The following is a 15,538-nucleotide window of genomic DNA, read 5'->3' on the forward strand; positions in this document are numbered from 1 at the left end:
CGGGCCGATAGAAACGAACGCATGACCTCCACCCCGGACACCCCGGCCGCCCCCGCCACCCCCTTCCACGACCTCGACGCCTTCACCGCCCTGCCGCGCGTCGCCGGTCTCACCCTCAGCCCGGACGGCGCCCGCCTGGTGACCACCGTCGCCACCCGGGACGCGAAGGGCACCGGCTACGCCACCGCCCTCTGGGAGGTCGACCCCGCGGGCGAGCGCCCCGCCCACCGCCTGACCCGCTCCCGCGAGGGCGAGGCCGGCGCACAGTTCGCCGCGGACGGCACCCTCTTCTTCACCTCCGCCCGTCCCGACCCCGCCGACGCCGAGGCCGAGAAGCGCAGCGCCCTGTGGGCCCTGCCGCCCCGGGGCGGCGAGGCGCGCGTGGTGCTCTCCCGCCCGGGCGGGGTCTCCGCGGTCACGTGCGCGTCCGCGGCGGACCGCGTGGTCGTCACGGCGGACCGGCTGCTCGGCGCGACCACCGAGGCCGAGCACGCGGCCCTCGCGCAGACCCGCAAGGACGCCGGCGTGGACGCCATCCTGCACACCGGCTACCCCATCCGCTTCTGGGACCACGACCTCGGCCCCGCCCGCCCCGAGCTCTTCGTCCTCGAGGCCGGCCCGGACCCGCAGGGCGAGCCCGCCACGGACGCGGACGCCGCCGAGCCCGGCCCGGCCGCCTCCGGCCTGGATCCCGAGGCCGACGACGCATCGCACCACCTGCGCCACGTCTCCGGCTTCCCGCGCTCCCACGCATTCGGGATCGGCGCACAGGTGGCCCCGGACGGCTCGTTCCTGCTCACCACGGCCGCCACCGCCGAGGCCCGCGGCAACGTGCGCGAGGGCACGGTGGTGCGCGTGGACCTGGCCACGGGCGAGCACCGCGTCCTGCACGACGTCCCCGGCGAGGACGTGACCGTCGGCCCCGTCAGCCACGACGGCACGCGCGCCGTCGTCGTCCGCACCCCCGACTCCACCCCGCACTCGGCCGTGCATCCGCGCCTGCACGTGATGGACACGGCCACGGGCCAGACCACGCCCCTGGCCCACGGCTGGGACCGGTGGGCCGACGTCGTCGCGTGGCTGCCGGACGACTCCGCGGTGATCGCGCTCGCGGACTCGGAGGGCCGTCGCCCGGTGTTCCGCATCGAGGTGGCCACCGGCGCCGTCGCGCAGGTGACCCGGGAGGACGAGGCGTGGACCGACGTCGTGCTCTCCCCGGACGGGGCCACGGCCTACGGCGTCCGCTCCTCCTACCTGTTCCCGCCGGAGGTGGCGCGGATCGACCTGGCCACGGGCGAGGCCACGCGCTTGCCGAACCCCGTGGAGCGCCCCGCGATCCCGGGCACCCTCGAGGACGTGGAGACCGTCGCCGAGGACGGCACGCGCGTGCGCGGCTGGCTCGTGCTCCCCGAGGGGGAGGCGCCGGCCGGCGGCCACCCGCTGCTGCTGTGGATCCACGGCGGGCCGCTGGGCTCGTGGAACGCGTGGAGCTGGCGCTGGACGCCGTGGGTCATGGCGGCGCGCGGCTACGCGGTGCTGCTGCCGGACCCGGCGCTGTCCACGGGCTACGGCCAGGACTTCATCGAACGCGGCTGGGGCCGCTGGGGTCAGGCGCCCTACACGGACCTGATGGCGCTCACGGACGCCGTCGTGGCGCGTGAGGACGTCGACGGCGACCGCACCGCCGCCATGGGCGGCTCGTTCGGCGGCTACATGGCGAACTGGGTGGCCGGGCACACCGATCGGTTCCGGTGCGTGGTCACGCACGCCTCGCTGTGGGCGCTGGACGGCTTCGGCCCGACGACGGACGCCGCGTTCTACTGGGCCCGCGAGATGGACGAGCAGATGCAGCAGGAGAACTCTCCGCACCGGTTCGTGGGGGAGATCGTCTCTCCGATGCTCGTCATCCACGGCGACAAGGACTACCGCGTGCCGATCGGCGAGGGGCTGCGCCTGTGGTCGGACCTGCTGGCGAAGTCCGGGCGGCCGGCCGCCGCGGACGGCACCACCGACCACCGGTTCCTCTACTTCCCGCACGAGAACCACTGGATCCTCGCCCCGCAGCACGCGAAGGTCTGGTACGAGGTCGTCCTCGGCTTCCTGGGCGAGCACGTCCTCGGCGACGGCACCCCGTCGGCCCCGGAGACGCTGGGACTGACGCGGCCGTCGCCGACGGCGGGCTGAGCCGCCGGGCCCGGCGCCGCGCATCGTGACGGGCGGCTGAACCTCTCCGATCAGCCGCCCGTCACCGGCTGTTCACCGGACGGGCCGGCTGTGGCCGGAGGGGGGCCACCCGGCCGACACCCGGATCTGGCCCACTGGAGCGGTCATCCCCCTCTCGGAAAGGACCGTTCCATGACCTCCGTCCGTCGTCACGCCGCCCGCGGCCTCGTGGCCCTCGCCGCCGCCGTCGCCGTCAGCGCCCCGCTGGCCGCCCCGGCCGTCGCCGCCCCCGCCGCAACGGAGACCCCGGCCGCCGCGCAGTCCGTCACGGGCAAGCCCGTAGTGCGTCCCGACGTCGTGGGTCATCGTGGTGCCTCCGGCTACCGCCCCGAGCACACCCTGGCCGCCTACGAGCTGGCCGCCGCCCAGGGCGCGGATGTGATCGAGCCGGATCTGGTCTCCACCCAGGACGGCGTGCTCGTGGTCCGCCACGAGAACCTGATCGACGGCACCACGGACGTCGCCCAGCGACCCGAGTTCGCGGACCGCAGGACCACCAAGGTCGTCGACGGCGTGGCCCTCACCGGCTGGTTCACCGAGGACTTCACCCTCGCCGAGCTCAAGACCCTGCGCGCCAAGGAGCGCCTGCCGCAGGTCCGCCCCGAGTCCGCGTCCTACGACGGCCGGTACCAGGTGCCCACCTTCGAGGAGGTGCTCGAGCTGCGGGAGCGCCTCTCGGCCCGGCACGGCCGCGAGATCGGCGTCATCCCCGAGATCAAGCACCCCACCTACTTCGACTCCATCGGCCTGTCCATGGAGGAGCGCGTCGTCGAGCTGCTCGACGAGCACGGCCTGAACAAGCGCAACGCCCCCGCCACCGTGCAGTCCTTCGAACTCGCCAACCTGCGCGATCTCAACGAGAACCTCGGCCTCAAGGCCGAGACGGTGTTCCTCTCCAGCGTCACCGGCGCACCCTATGACTCCGTGGCCGCCGGCGACGAACTCCGCTACTACGACTTCTACGAGACCGCCGCGGGCATGCGCGAGATCCGCGCGGCCGGCGTCGACACGCTCGGCCCGGCCTTCGCGCAGATCATCACCAAGGAGAAGGACGGCTCGATGGGCGAGGAGACCGCGTTCGTCTCCCTCGCCCACCGCGCGGGCCTCGAGGTGGTGCCGTACACCTTCCGCGCCGAGAACCAGTTCCTCTACACGGAGTTCCGCTCCTCCACGGACCGGAACGCACAGGGCGACATGGTCGGCATGATCCAGCCGTTCCTCGACGCCGGCATCGACGGCTTCTTCACCGACCACCCCGACCTCGGCGTGCAGGCCGTGGACGTCTGGATGCAGGGCAAGAAGGAGCACCCGGGCCGGGGCGTCGGCAAGACCGCCCAGCGGGGCCTGAAGGTGCGCTGACCCCGTCCCGACCGGAGACGATCCCGGCGGACCCGAGGTCTTCCGGCAGGGTCCCTGCGGTGCTTACCTTGGCGCTCAAGACCGGTGGACCCGGTGACGTGGACGGCCAGAAGGGCCGGCCATGAGGGACGCCGACCCGGACGAAGGAAGGCACAGCATGACGACGAACACGCCGAAGAACGCCCACGGCTCCTCAGCCGAGGGCCGTGACGCCAAGGACCAGGCGAAGGGCAAGGCCCAGCAGGCCGCGGGCGAGGCCCAGGGCCAGGCGAAGGCCGTGGCCCACGACGCCAAGGACAAGGCCCAGGACCTCGCGGCCACCGCCAAGCACGAGGCCGGCCAGGTGAAGGACGAGGCCGCTGACCAGGTGCAGTCGCTGGTCGGCTCCGCCCAGGAGCAGGTCGGCGCGCAGGTGCAGACCCAGCAGGAGCGGCTCGCGGGCCAGGTGCGCAGCTACACCGACGACCTGCACCGCGTGGTCTCCGGCGAGCAGCCGCAGACCGACCTGGTGCGCCAGGGCGTCGCCTCGGTGGCGGACCGTGCCGAGGCCCTGACGCAGCGCCTGGAGACCGCCTCCCCGCAGGACCTGCTGCAGGACGTGCGCGGCTTCGCCGCTCGCCGCCCGGGCACGTTCCTGGCCCTCGCCCTGGGCGCGGGGCTGGTGGCCGGTCGACTGACGCGCGGCATCCGCGACGCCGCCCAGCCGGACTCCGCCGCCTCCACCGCGCCGCGCCGTCACGAGACCCGTCCGGAGGCGGTGCACGCGGACGTGACCCCGCACCACCTGGACTCGCAGGCTCCGGCCTACTCGAGCGATTCGCTCTCCCAGGCCGACGGCCGCGTCGCGGACGGTGCCGGGCCCCGCCGCGCGGCCGGCGTCGGGGACATCCCGTACGGCACGCAGGCGCCGGTCCAGCAGGGCCTGACCGCCGAGCGGCCGTTCGACCAGACCCGGCCCGGGGGTGACGCATGAGCACCGCCCACGAACCGTTCCGCGACGCGACGCCGCGCTCCGGCGCGCACACCCCGCCGCCCACGCAGGCGGAGTTCCGCGCCGAGCACGAGAGCCTCGGCGAGATGTTCCAGAGCCTGTCGGCCAAGCTGTCGACGCTGGTCAGCCAGGAGATCGCCCTGGCCAAGGCCGAGGCCACCGAGTCCGCGAAGAAGGCCGGCAAGGGGGCGGGCCTGCTGGCCGGCGCCGCCGTCGGCGGCTTCTTCCTGCTGATGTTCCTGTCCCTGGCCCTGATGCACCTGCTCGACGTGTTCCTGCCGATCGGCTGGGCCGCGTTGATCGTGGCCGTGCTGTGGGGCGTCGTCGCGGCCGTGCTGGCCGTGCAGGGCAAGAAGGACATCGAGAAGATCAAGGGTCTGCCGCAGACCCAGGAGACGCTTCAGGAGATCCCCGAGACCCTGAACCCCGCGAAGGAGACGCGATGACCACGAGCAACAACCCCGATGAGATCCGCGCCGACATCGAGCGCACGCGCCGCGAGCTCGGCCAGGACGTGGACGCCCTCGCCGAGAAGGTGAGCCCCACGAAGGCCGTGTCCCGGCAGACCAACCGCATCAAGGACGGCTTCATCCACGCGAAGGAGAACATCATGGGCTCCCCCGAGCAGCACCGCCACGAGCCCTCGCTGGGCGATCGCGCCCACGGGGTGCTCGACGACGCCCGGGCCTCCGCGTACGGCGCGGCAGGCCAGGCCCAGGACCGCCTGGGCGACGCCGGCGACCGCGTGTCCGAGTGGGCCGACGACGCCCAGCACGCCCTGCACCAGGCCCCGGCTCAGCTGCGCGGCCGCACCGCGGGCAACCCGCTGGCCGCCGGGGTGATCGCCTTCGGCGCCGGCCTGCTGCTCAGCTCGCTGATCCCCGCCTCACGCGTGGAGCAGCGCGCCGCGGAGGGCCTCAAGGACCAGGCCGCCCCGCTGGTGGACGAGGCCAAGCAGGCTGTCCAGCAGTTGCGCGAGGACCTCGAGCCCGCCGCCCGCGAGGCCGCCGGGAGCGTGAAGGAGTCGGCCGCCGAGGCCGCTTCCCATCTCAAGGACCAGGGCACGGACACGGCGCAGGACCTCAAGGCGGAGTCCCAGGACGCCGCCCGCCAGGTGAAGGACACGGCGAAGAACGCCTGAGCCCGACCCGAGCACGACGCCGGCCGGTCCCGTTGACGGGGCCGGCCGGCGTCGCGCGTGGCGGGGCCGAATCCGGCCCGCGGCTCAGGCCTTGGACCAGATGCGCGTGGTGAGGCGGAAGTCCTCCCCGAGGCCCCGTGCCTAGACTCGGAGGGTGACCCCTCTCGACCGCGTCCCCGACCAGCGCCCCGTCCCCGCCGGCACCGGCCTGACCCTCGAGGACGCCCTCCCCGCTCCCGTGACGGCCGAGGCCGACGGCGTCTCCGCGCGCCCGCGTCTGGCCCGGACCGTCGCCGAGATGCGCTCCGCTCTCCGTGAGCTCGTCGCCCACGCCACGGACGACGGCGACGCCGAGCCCGTCACCGTCGGCCTGATCCCCACGATGGGCGCCCTCCACGGCGGCCACGCGGCCCTGGTGCGGCGGGCCCGCGCCGAGAACGACGTCGTCGCGGTCAGCATCTTCGTGAACCCGCTCCAGTTCGGCGATCCGGCCGACCTGGAGCACTATCCGCGCACCCTGGACGCGGACCTGGACCTGCTGGCGGCGGCGGGCGCCGACGTCGTGTTCGCCCCGGACGTGCAGGAGATGTACCCGGGCTACCCGGACGCGCCGATCGTCACCGTCTCCGCCGGCCGCATGGGGGAGGTCCTCGAGGGCGCCTCCCGCCCGGGCCACTTCGACGGCGTGGCCACCGTCGTGGCGAAGCTGTGGAACATCGTGCGCCCGGCGGTGCCGGCCCTGCGCAGCTACTTCGGCCAGAAGGACGCGCAGCAGCTCACCGTCCTGCGCCGCCTGGCCACGGACCTGGACATCGACGTCGACGTCCGCGCCGTACCCATCGTCCGCTCGCCCGAGGGCCTCGCGCTCTCCAGCCGCAACACCCGCCTGGACGCCGCGGGCCTGGAGCACGCGCTCGTCCTCAGCCGCGCCCTGCGCTCCCTGGCCGACGCCGCGGCGGCCGGTGAGCCCGTCGACGTCCAGGCCGCTCGCCGGATGGTCGAGGACGAGCCGGGCGTCGAGCTGGACCACCTCGTGGTGGTGGACCGGGACACCTTCGCCGAGCTCGGTCCGGAGCTGCTGTGCCAGCCGCTGCGCCGCGAGGCCCTCGCCCTCGTGGCCGCGCACGTGCCGCCCGTCCGGCTGATCGACACCATGGTGCTGCCCGTCGCGGGGCCGCTGCCGTGACCCCGGAGCGTCTCGCCGCCGCCTTCGACGGCCCCTCGCCCGCGCTCGCCGCGACGCTGCTGGGGTGCCGGCTGACCGTCGTCGCCCCGGACGGCGCCGTCACCGTGCGGCTGACCGAGACCGAGGCGTACGGGAACGCGGGAGCGGACCCCGGCGCCCACTCGTTCCGCGGCCGCACCGAGCGCAATGCCGCGCTGTTCGGGCCGCCGCGGCGCACGTACGTGTACCTGAACTACGGCATCCACCGCTGCCTGAACCTGGTGGGCCACCCCGAGGGGGAGGCCGGCGGTGTGCTGCTGCGTGCGGCCGAGGTGCTTGCAGGAGGGGACCTCGCGGTGGCCCGCCGTGGCCGGGACACCGGCCCCAAGCTGCTCTCCGGCCCGGGCAACCTCGGCCAGGGCCTCGGCATCACCCTGGAGATGGGCCACGCGCCCGTGGAGATCGTCGCCGCGCCGCCGGAGGTGGCCGACGACGGTGGCACCTCGGCCCGCCTCGCCGCGCCGGCCGCGCCCGCCCGCTTCCTCCTGGCCCCGCCCGCGCCCCGCGATCCGGCCGAGCCGCCGATCGAGGTCGTGACGGGCCCGCGCGTCGGCGTCTCGGGGGAGGGCGGCTCCGTGCGCTTCCCGTGGCGGTTCAGCGTGGCCGGCCACCGCAGCGTGTCCGCGTTCCGGCGTGGCCGCAACGTGCCGGACTGACCCCCAGACCTTGTCGACCGCCCCGGCCCCGTGCCTAGGTTGATCCCATGACCGAGATGAACAAGACCGCCCACGGCGAGACCCAGCAGACCGTCACCCGGACCATCGACGCGTCCGCCAAGGACGTGTTCGACTTCCTGACCCTGCCCGCGAACCACGCGAAGTTCGACGGCTCGGGCATGGTGCAGTCCGACGACAAGACCCAGCGCATCCAGAAGGTCGGCGACGTGTTCACCATGAACATGCACGCGGAGCACATGGGTGGCGACTACCAGACCGACAATCACGTGGTCGCCTACGACCCGAACAAGCTGGTCGGCTGGAAGACCGCCCCCGCCGGCACCGAGCCCAAGGGTTGGCAGTGGGTCTACCGGCTCGAGGACAACGGCTCCGGCAGCACGGTCGTGTCCCTCACCTACGACTGGACCGCCGTGACCGACCCGGAGCTGCTGGCGAAGAACCTCTTCCCGATGGTCTCCGAGGAGCAGATGGAGGAGTCGCTCGCGAAGCTGGCCGCCGAGGTCGGCTGACCCCCGCCTCCCGACGGCGGCCTCCGGGCTGGCCGTCCCCTCGACGACGGGCACGCACCCGGCCAGGGTGCGTGCCCGTCGTCGTGTCCGGTGTCACGGCTAGAGTGCCGTGCGAGACCGTCCACCCCCACGTCCAGGAGGATCCGCCGTGACCGCCACCGCCGAGCCCGAAGTCCCGTCGCCGCGCGAGGACCTGTACCGCCACGTCAACGCCGGGTGGCTGGACACCCACGAGATCCCCGCGGACCAGGGCGCCTACGGCGCGTTCCTCGAGCTGCGGGACGCGGCCGAGCTCGCCGTCCGGCACCTGTGCGAGGACGCCGTGCGCGAGGTCGGCGCGGGCTTCGACCCCGCCCAGGCGCGCGTGCAGGCCACGGCCGCGGCCGGCGCGCACCGGGACGCCCCGCTCGCGCCGCTGGATGCGGAGGACACGGAGGGCATGGAGCATCCGGAGCTCAAGCGCCGGATCGCCGCGCTGTACGCCTCCTTCATGGACGACGAGACCGTGGAGGCCCGCGGCCTCGAGCCGATCGCCTCGGACCTGGCGGCGGTGGCCACCGTGTCCACCCCCGCGGAGCTGCTCGCCCTGTCCGGGCGACTGCAGCGCCAGGGCGTCTCCGGCCTCATCAACACCGGTGCCCTCAACGACGCCGGGAACCCGGGCCGCATGCTCCTGCACCTGCTCCAGGGCGGCCTGGGCCTGCCGGACGAGTCCTACTACCGGGACGAGGCCTACGCCGGGATCCTCGAGCAGTACACCGAGCACACCGGCCGCCTGCTGACGCTGGCCGGGATCGGCGCGGACCGGGACGAGGCCGCCGCGCTGGGCGTCCGGGTGGTGGAGCTGGAGAAGCGCATCGCCGCCCTGCACTGGGACCTGGTCCGCAGCCGGGACGCCGTGGCCCGCTACAACCCCATGACCCACGACCGGCTGACGGAGCTCTTCCCCCTGGCCGACGCGTGGCTCGAGGGCGTGGACGCCGCCGGCGAGCGCGCCGCGGAGGTCGTGGTGTGGCAGCCGGACTTCCTCTCCGGTGTGCAGGGGCTGCTCGAGGGACCCGAGGCCGCCGACCTCGAGGACTGGCGTCACTGGCTGATCCTGCAGGTGCTGCGCTCCTTCGCCGGCTTCCTGCCGGACGCGTTCGTGCAGGAGAACTTCTCCTTCTACGGCCGCCGCCTGGCCGGCACCGAGGAGGTCCGCCCCCGCTGGAAGCGCGCGGTCGCGTTCGTCAACGGGGCGGCCGGCGAGGACGTGGCGCAGCTCTACGTGGCCCGCCATTTCCCGCAGGGCCACGTGGCCGCGATGGACGAGCTCGTGGGCCTGCTCCAGGAGGCCTATCGCCGGTCCATCGAGGAGCTCGAGTGGATGGGCGAGGAGACCCGTCAGCGGGCGCTCGAGAAGCTGGCGATGTTCCGCCCCATGGTGGGCTACCCCTCGAAGTGGCTGGACTACTCCGCCCTCGAGGTCCACGCCGGCGACCTGCTGGGCAACGCCCGCTCCTCCTCGGAGCTCGAGTGGGAGCGGGACCTGCGCAAGATCGCGGACGGGCCGGACCCGGAGGAGTGGCACATCACGCCGCAGACGGTGAACGCGTACTACTCCCCGCTCGAGAACGCGATCGTCTTCCCGGCCGCCATTTTGCAGCCCCCGTTCTTCGACCCCGAGGCCTCGATGGCCGCGAACCTGGGGGCGATCGGCGCCGTGATCGGCCACGAGATCGGCCACGGCTTCGACGACCAGGGCTCGCGGTACGACGGCGCCGGTCGGCTCGAGGACTGGTGGACCGAGGAGGACCGCGCGGCGTTCACCGAGCGCACCTCCCGGCTGGTGGCCCAGTACAACGCGCTCTCCCCGGCCGAGGCCCCGGACCACCGCGTCAACGGCGAGTTCACCCTGGGGGAGAACATCGGCGACCTCGGCGGCCTGGGCATCGCCCACCGCGCCTTGGAGATCTGGCGGGACGAGGGCGACGGCGCCTCCCTCGACGCCGCGGCGGGGGACCGCGAGTTCTTCACCGCCTGGGCCACCGTGTGGCGTCAGCTCACGCGACCGGAGGCCATGGTCACCCGCATCGCCTCGGACCCGCACTCGCCCAACGAGTTCCGCTGCAACCAGGTGGTCAAGAACCTCGACGCCTTCCACGAGGCGTTCGGCACGCGCGAGGGGGATCCCATGTGGCTGGCCCCGGAGGAGCGCGTCACCATCTGGTGATCCCGCCCGCCGGCCGGGCCCCGCGGGTCCGGCCGGCGGCTCACTCGGATTCGGCGGGGTCCTGCATCCGGGTCTGACGCTCGGCGGCCAGCCGGTCCAGCAGGCGCGTCAGCGTCCGGATGTCCTCGCGGTCCCAGCGCGCCAGGTCGTCGCGCAGCCCGCGACCCGCCGGGCCGCCGCGCACCGCGTCGAGGCGGGCGAGCCCCTCGGGGCTGGCGCTCAGGAGGGCGGAGCGGCGGTCCCGCGGGTCCGGCTCTCGGGTGATCAGCCCGGCGGCCTCGAGGTCGCGGACCATGCGGGAGACCTGCGCGCGGTCCACCAGCAGGCCCTCGGCCACGGCCGAGGGCGTCATGGTCCCCTCGTTGGCCAGCATCATGAACGCCTTCATCGCCCCGACGGACAGGGCCGGGCTGAGGGCCGCCGCGTAGCGGACCATCACCTGGCGGTGCTGCAGGACCAGACGCGAGAACGCCTGCTCGAGCCCCTGGACGGCGGCCTCGAAGCCCGCGTCGTCGCCGCCTCCGCCCGGGTCCGGGGCGCCGTCAGCCACGGCGGGCCCGGACCAGCGCGGTGACGACGGCCGCCAGCAGGGCCGTCCCTGCCACGGCCAGCGCCGCGGGGACGACGGGCCGGTCGGCCACCGCCGTCGCCGGGCGCTCGGCCGACACCGACCGGGACTCCTCCGGGTCCTCGGCCGGATGCTGCCCCTGCGCCGCGGTCACCACGGGGATCGGGCCGGTCGCGGGCAGCGTCTGCATGGCCTCGGCCGTGGCATGGGTGGCCAGGTCGGCGCGGGTGGCGTGGAGGCGCTCGGAGGTGGTCATGCGGCCCAGTGGGAGGTTCGGCAGGAACAGGATCGCGATCAACGCGACGATCGCGAGCGGCACGGCCACGAGGAAGGCGAGGGCGATGCCCTGCGCGTAGACGTCCTCGAAGATCACCCGCAGCGAGTCGGGCATCTCTGCCACGCGTGGCAGGGTGCTGGACTGCAGGCTCTCGGACCACTCGGCGGCGTCCGGGCCCAGGCTGCGCAGGGCCGCGGCGAGGTCCGCGCGGCGCTCCTCGATGCGGTCCGGGACCACGTTGGAGACCACGGCGCCCATCACGGCGACACCGATGCTGCCGCCCAGGGTGCGGAAGAAGGTGACGCCGGAGCTGGCGACGCCCATCTGCCGCGGGTCGGTGGTGTTCTGCACCACGAGCACGAGGTTCTGCATGGTCATGCCGACGCCGGCGCCGAGCAGGAACATGTAGAGGGACACCAGCCAGAAGGAGGTGTCGTAGTGCAGGGTGCCGAGCAGGGCGGTGCCGGCGATCAGCAGGACGGCGCCGATCACGAGCCAGCGCTTCCACACGCCGGTGCGGGTGATGAGGCCGCCGATCACCGTGGAGGACACGAGCAGGCCGAGGATCATCGGGATGGTCATGAGGCCGGCCTGGGTCGGCGTCGCGCCGCGGGCCAGCTGCATGTACTGGGCCAGGTAGACGGAGGAGCCGAACATGGCCAGGCCCGTGGCGATCGAGGCGATCGTCGCGAGGGTGAAGGTGCGGTCGCGGAAGAGGGTGAGCGGGATGAGCGGCTCGGCGACGCGCAGCTCGGTCACGACGAACAGGACGGTGGCGACGGCGGCGCCGCCGAGCATCCACGCGGTGGTGGTGCTGGCCCAGTCGAAGTCGCGACCGGCGCTGGTGACCCAGATCAGCAGCAGCGCGGTGGCCGCGGTCAGGAACACGATGCCGAGGTAGTCGATGGACACCTTCTGGCGCTCGCGGTGCGGGAGGTGGAGGGTGCGCTGCACCATCACCAGGGCGACGACGGCGAAGGGCACCGCCACGAAGAAGTTCCAGCGCCAGCCCCACAGGTCGGTGATCACGCCGCCGGCGAGCGGGCCGCCCACCGTGGCCACGGCCATCACGGCGCCGAACAGGCCCATGTAGCGGCCGCGCTCACGCGGGCTGATGATGTCCGCCATGATCACCTGGCTGAGCGCGACGAGGCCGCCGCCGCCCAGGCCCTGCACGGTGCGGCAGACGATCAGGAAGGTCGGATCGTGGGTGAACCCGGCCGCCGCGGAGGCGGCGACGAAGATCGCCAGGGCGACCTGGAAGAGGACCTTGCGGTTGACGAGGTCGGCCAGCTTGCCCCAGATCGGGGTGGCGATGGCCGTGGCGAGCAGGGCCGAGGTGATGACCCAGGTGTAGGCGGTCTGGTCGCCGCCGATGTCGTGGATGATCACCGGCATCGAGGTCGAGACCACCGTGTTGGCGATCATCGAGACGAACATGCCCAGCAGGAGGCCGGTCAGGGCCTGGAGCACGGAGCGGTGGCGCGCGGCGTCGGCGCGCTCGAGCGAGGGGGCGCCGGCCGGCGCGACGGCCTCGGGGGCGGGGGAGGTTGGGGTCATGGGGTCCTTCGGCGGGAGGGGCGGCGCGGTGATTGACATAAGTCAATGATTGACGAGAGTCAATCATAAGGGGCGTCGGCCCGGGCCGCACCCGCCGTCCGCGGTTAGCCTGGTCACGCCGGACGACGCCGCGTCCTCCCCCCGATCCGAGAGTGAGGCCCGCCGTGACCCCCCGTTTCCTGCTCATGACCCGCCTCCCTGAGCCCGGGCTCGGAATGCTGCGCGAGGCCGGAGAGGTGGTGGACGGCGCCGACGTCGGAGGGGACGCCGCGCTCGCGCGGCTGGTGGCCTCGGGGGACTACGACGTCGTCGTCGCGGCCCTGGACCAGAAGTTCACCGCCGACGTGCTCGCCGACGCGCGGATCAGGGGCATCGCCAACTACGCGGTCGGCTACAACAACGTGGACGTGGCCGCCGCGACGCGGCGGGGGATCGCCGTCGGCAACACCCCGGACGTGCTCACGGACGCCACCGCGGACATCGCGATGCTCCTGATCCTCGGGGTGACCCGCCGTGCCCCCGAGGGTGAGCGGATGGTGCGCGAGGGACGCTTCCACGGCTGGGCGCCGGACCTGCTCGTGGGCCGGGACGTGCGTGGCGCGACCCTGGGCCTGGCCGGTTTCGGGCGGATCGGCAAGGCGGTGGCCGAGCGTGCGCTCGCCTTCGGCATGGAGGTCGTGTTCGCGCCGCGGCCGCCCGCGCACCGGGAGGTCGCGGCCGCGGAGCTCGGCGACCTCGCCGGCCGCGTCCGTCAGGTCCGCTGGGAGGAGCTCGTCGAGGTCGCGGACGTCCTGTCCCTCCACGTGCCCCTGACGGACGACACCCATCACCTCGTGGATGCGGACGTGATCGCGAAGATGAAGGACGACGCCGTCCTCGTCAACACGGCCCGGGGGCCCGTGGTGGACGAGGCGGCCCTCGTCACCGCCCTGCGCGAGGGGCGGCTCTTCGGCGCCGGTCTGGACGTCTACGAGGACGAGCCCGCCCTCGCCCCGGGCCTGGCCGAGCTGGAGAACGTGATGCTCCTGCCGCATCTGGGCTCCGCCACCCGGGACACCCGCGCCGCGATGGCCGAGCTGGCCGCGCGCAACGCGATCGCCATGGCCACGGGCGCGGAGGCCCCGGCCCTCGTCAACCCCGAGGTGCGCGGCTGACCGGCGGGGCGCCGTCGGTAGACTCGGGGACCGTGACCACCCAGAACTCCGCCTCCGCCGCCGTCGACCACCACGATCAGCAGGCCGTCCGCGCCGCCAAGCGTGAGCAGCTGCTCGCCTCGGGCCGCGAGGCCTACCCCGTGCAGGTGCCGCGCACCCACGCGCTGGCCGAGGTGCGTGAGCGGTTCGACGGCCACGAGCCCGACTGGACCTCGGGCGAGACCGTGTCGGTGACCGGGCGCGTCGTCTTCCTCCGCAACACCGGCAAGCTCTGCTTCGCCACCCTGCAGGAGTCCGGCGCGGACGGGGAGGCCGTCCGCCTCCAGGTCATGGTGTCCCTGGCCGCCGTCGGTGAGGAGTCCCTGGCCGAGTGGAAGAAGGTCGTGGACCTGGGCGACTTCCTCTCCGTCACCGGCGAGGTGATCGTCTCGCGCCGCGGCGAGCTGTCCATCATGGCCTCGGCGTGGGAGATGGCCTCCAAGGCGCTGCGCCCCCTGCCCGTGCTGCACGCGGACCTGAACGAGGAGACCCGCGTCCGCCAGCGCTACGCGGACCTGATCGTGCGCGAGGAGGCCCGCCGCATGGTCTACACCCGGGCCAAGGTCACCTCGGCGGTGCGGCGCACCCTCGAGGGCCACGGCTACGTGGAGGTGGAGACCCCGATGCTCCAGCTGGTCCACGGCGGCGCCCTCGCACGTCCCTTCGAGACGCACCTCAACGCGTTCGACCAGCCGATGACCCTGCGCATCGCCACCGAGCTGTACCTCAAGCGCGCCGTCGTCGGCGGCATCGACCGCGTGTTCGAGATCGGCCGCGTGTTCCGCAACGAGGGCGTGGACTCGACCCACTCGCCCGAGTTCACCACCCTCGAGTCCTATGAGGCGTGGGCGGACATGCACGTCATGGCCGAGCGCATGCAGGAGATCATCCTCAACGCCGCGGACGCGGTGGGCGCCGGGCGTCGGCTCGAGACCGCGAAGGGCGTCATCGACCTCGACGGCGAGTGGGCCTGGGTCGCCGTGTACCCGGGGCTGTCCGAGGCCGTGGGCCGCGAGATCACCCCGGAGACGGACGCCGAGACGCTGCGGGCGATCGCCGCGGAGCACGAGGTCAAGGTGGACCCCGCGTGGGACGCGGAGAAGCTCGTGATCGAGCTGTTCGGCGAGATCGTGGAGCCCACCCTGATGAACCCCACGTTCGTGTACGACTACCCGCCGGCCGCCCAGCCGCTCGCGCGCCCGCACCGCTCGGACGACCGGGTCATCGAGGCCTGGGACCTGATCATCGGCGGCATGGAGCGCGGCACCGCGTTCTCCGAGCTGATCGACCCCGTCATCCAGCGCGAGCGCCTGACCGCCCAGTCGGCGATGGCGGCCGCCGGCGACGACGAGGCGATGCAGCTGGACGAGGACTTCCTGCGCGCCCTCGAGTACGGCGCCCCGCCCATGGGCGGCATCGGCCTGGGCATCGACCGCCTGGTGATGCTGTTCACGGACGCCGGCATCCGCGAGACCATCCTCTTCCCGCTGCTCAAGCCGGAGGCCTGACATGGCCGACTTCTGGGACTACTTCTCCGTCCTCGCCCCCTCGATCGGCCTCGGGCTCATCTTCTGGCTGGTGATGCGTTCCCTGCTGCGTTCGG

At 73.6% G+C, this 15,538-nt stretch carries 13 protein-coding genes; 11 read left to right on the forward strand and 2 right to left on the reverse strand.

All coding sequences use genetic code 11. From position 1 onward, the window contains the following. The first annotated feature begins 21 nt into the window (after positions 1 to 21). From NR072_RS06815 to NR072_RS06855, 9 genes are all read left to right on the forward strand, one after another. Positions 22 to 2,184, forward strand: a complete 2,163-nt coding sequence (locus tag NR072_RS06815; protein WP_250203029.1) for an alpha/beta fold hydrolase — start codon at positions 22 to 24, stop codon at positions 2,182 to 2,184. A gap of 171 nt (positions 2,185 to 2,355) precedes the next feature. Next, positions 2,356 to 3,582 carry a glycerophosphodiester phosphodiesterase gene (locus NR072_RS06820; RefSeq protein WP_256836605.1) on the forward strand — a complete coding sequence of 409 codons (1,227 nt, stop codon included), beginning with the start codon at positions 2,356 to 2,358 and terminating at the stop codon, positions 3,580 to 3,582. 157 nt (positions 3,583 to 3,739) lie between these two features. After that, a complete protein-coding gene (locus NR072_RS11490) occupies positions 3,740 to 4,555 on the forward strand; it encodes a hypothetical protein (RefSeq protein ID WP_041104648.1) in 816 nt (271 codons plus the stop codon). Next, positions 4,552 to 5,019, forward strand: a complete 468-nt coding sequence (locus tag NR072_RS06830; RefSeq protein WP_002856039.1) for a phage holin family protein — start codon at positions 4,552 to 4,554, stop codon at positions 5,017 to 5,019. Before NR072_RS11490 ends, NR072_RS06830 begins: the two co-directional genes overlap by 4 nt. After that, positions 5,016 to 5,714 carry a DUF3618 domain-containing protein gene (locus NR072_RS06835; RefSeq protein WP_256836606.1) on the forward strand — a complete coding sequence of 233 codons (699 nt, stop codon included), beginning with the start codon at positions 5,016 to 5,018 and terminating at the stop codon, positions 5,712 to 5,714. The genes NR072_RS06830 and NR072_RS06835 overlap by 4 nt, the downstream gene beginning before the upstream one ends. Positions 5,715 to 5,868: 154 nt before the next feature. Next, positions 5,869 to 6,900 (forward strand): pantoate--beta-alanine ligase, encoded by a 1,032-nt coding sequence (panC, locus tag NR072_RS06840; protein ID WP_036380850.1) that lies wholly within the window; start codon positions 5,869 to 5,871, stop codon positions 6,898 to 6,900. Then, complete coding sequence (locus NR072_RS06845) at positions 6,897 to 7,595, forward strand: DNA-3-methyladenine glycosylase (RefSeq protein WP_036380853.1); 699 nt, start codon at positions 6,897 to 6,899, stop codon at positions 7,593 to 7,595. The genes panC and NR072_RS06845 overlap by 4 nt, the downstream gene beginning before the upstream one ends. A 47-nt stretch (positions 7,596 to 7,642) precedes the next feature. After that, complete coding sequence (locus NR072_RS06850) at positions 7,643 to 8,125, forward strand: SRPBCC family protein (RefSeq protein ID WP_036380856.1); 483 nt, start codon at positions 7,643 to 7,645, stop codon at positions 8,123 to 8,125. Between the two features lie 148 nt (positions 8,126 to 8,273). Next, positions 8,274 to 10,337 (forward strand): M13-type metalloendopeptidase, encoded by a 2,064-nt coding sequence (locus tag NR072_RS06855; protein ID WP_256836608.1) that lies wholly within the window; start codon positions 8,274 to 8,276, stop codon positions 10,335 to 10,337. Positions 10,338 to 10,377: 40 nt separating this feature from the next. Here the strand turns inward: NR072_RS06855 and NR072_RS06860 are convergent, their stop codons facing one another. Together NR072_RS06860 and NR072_RS06865 are read right to left on the reverse strand one after the other, a co-directional pair. After that, the gene (locus NR072_RS06860) at positions 10,378 to 10,887 is read right to left on the reverse strand and encodes a MarR family winged helix-turn-helix transcriptional regulator (RefSeq protein WP_036380863.1); all 510 of its coding nucleotides are present in this window, start codon (positions 10,885 to 10,887) and stop codon (positions 10,378 to 10,380) included. After that, a complete protein-coding gene (locus tag NR072_RS06865; protein WP_041104645.1) occupies positions 10,880 to 12,742 on the reverse strand; it encodes an MDR family MFS transporter in 1,863 nt (620 codons plus the stop codon). The genes NR072_RS06860 and NR072_RS06865 overlap by 8 nt, the downstream gene beginning before the upstream one ends. A gap of 164 nt (positions 12,743 to 12,906) precedes the next feature. Here NR072_RS06865 and NR072_RS06870 point away from each other — a divergent pair, with 164 nt between their 5' ends. Further along, a complete protein-coding gene (locus NR072_RS06870) occupies positions 12,907 to 13,896 on the forward strand; it encodes a D-glycerate dehydrogenase (RefSeq protein ID WP_069941093.1) in 990 nt (329 codons plus the stop codon). 32 nt (positions 13,897 to 13,928) lie between these two features. Next, the gene (gene lysS / locus NR072_RS06875) at positions 13,929 to 15,443 is read left to right on the forward strand and encodes a lysine--tRNA ligase (RefSeq protein WP_036384191.1); all 1,515 of its coding nucleotides are present in this window, start codon (positions 13,929 to 13,931) and stop codon (positions 15,441 to 15,443) included. Positions 15,444 to 15,538: the final 95 nt, after the last annotated feature.

The organism is Micrococcus sp. Mcc89 (assembly GCF_024519795.1).
Lineage (GTDB): Bacteria > Actinomycetota > Actinomycetes > Actinomycetales > Micrococcaceae > Micrococcus > Micrococcus luteus.

Bases quoted from the DNA above. Each gene is read 5' to 3' on its own strand.
- NR072_RS11490 (WP_041104648.1), top strand. From the start codon at position 3,740: ATGACGACGAACACGCCGAAGAACGCCCACGGCTCCTCAGCCGAGGGC.
- NR072_RS06865 (WP_041104645.1), bottom strand. From the start codon at position 12,742: ATGACCCCAACCTCCCCCGCCCCCGAGGCCGTCGCGCCGGCCGGCGCC.
- NR072_RS06850 (WP_036380856.1), top strand. From the start codon at position 7,643: ATGACCGAGATGAACAAGACCGCCCACGGCGAGACCCAGCAGACCGTC.
- NR072_RS06815 (WP_250203029.1), top strand. From the start codon at position 22: ATGACCTCCACCCCGGACACCCCGGCCGCCCCCGCCACCCCCTTCCAC.
- NR072_RS06820 (WP_256836605.1), top strand. From the start codon at position 2,356: ATGACCTCCGTCCGTCGTCACGCCGCCCGCGGCCTCGTGGCCCTCGCC.
- NR072_RS06830 (WP_002856039.1), top strand. From the start codon at position 4,552: ATGAGCACCGCCCACGAACCGTTCCGCGACGCGACGCCGCGCTCCGGC.
- NR072_RS06835 (WP_256836606.1), top strand. From the start codon at position 5,016: ATGACCACGAGCAACAACCCCGATGAGATCCGCGCCGACATCGAGCGC.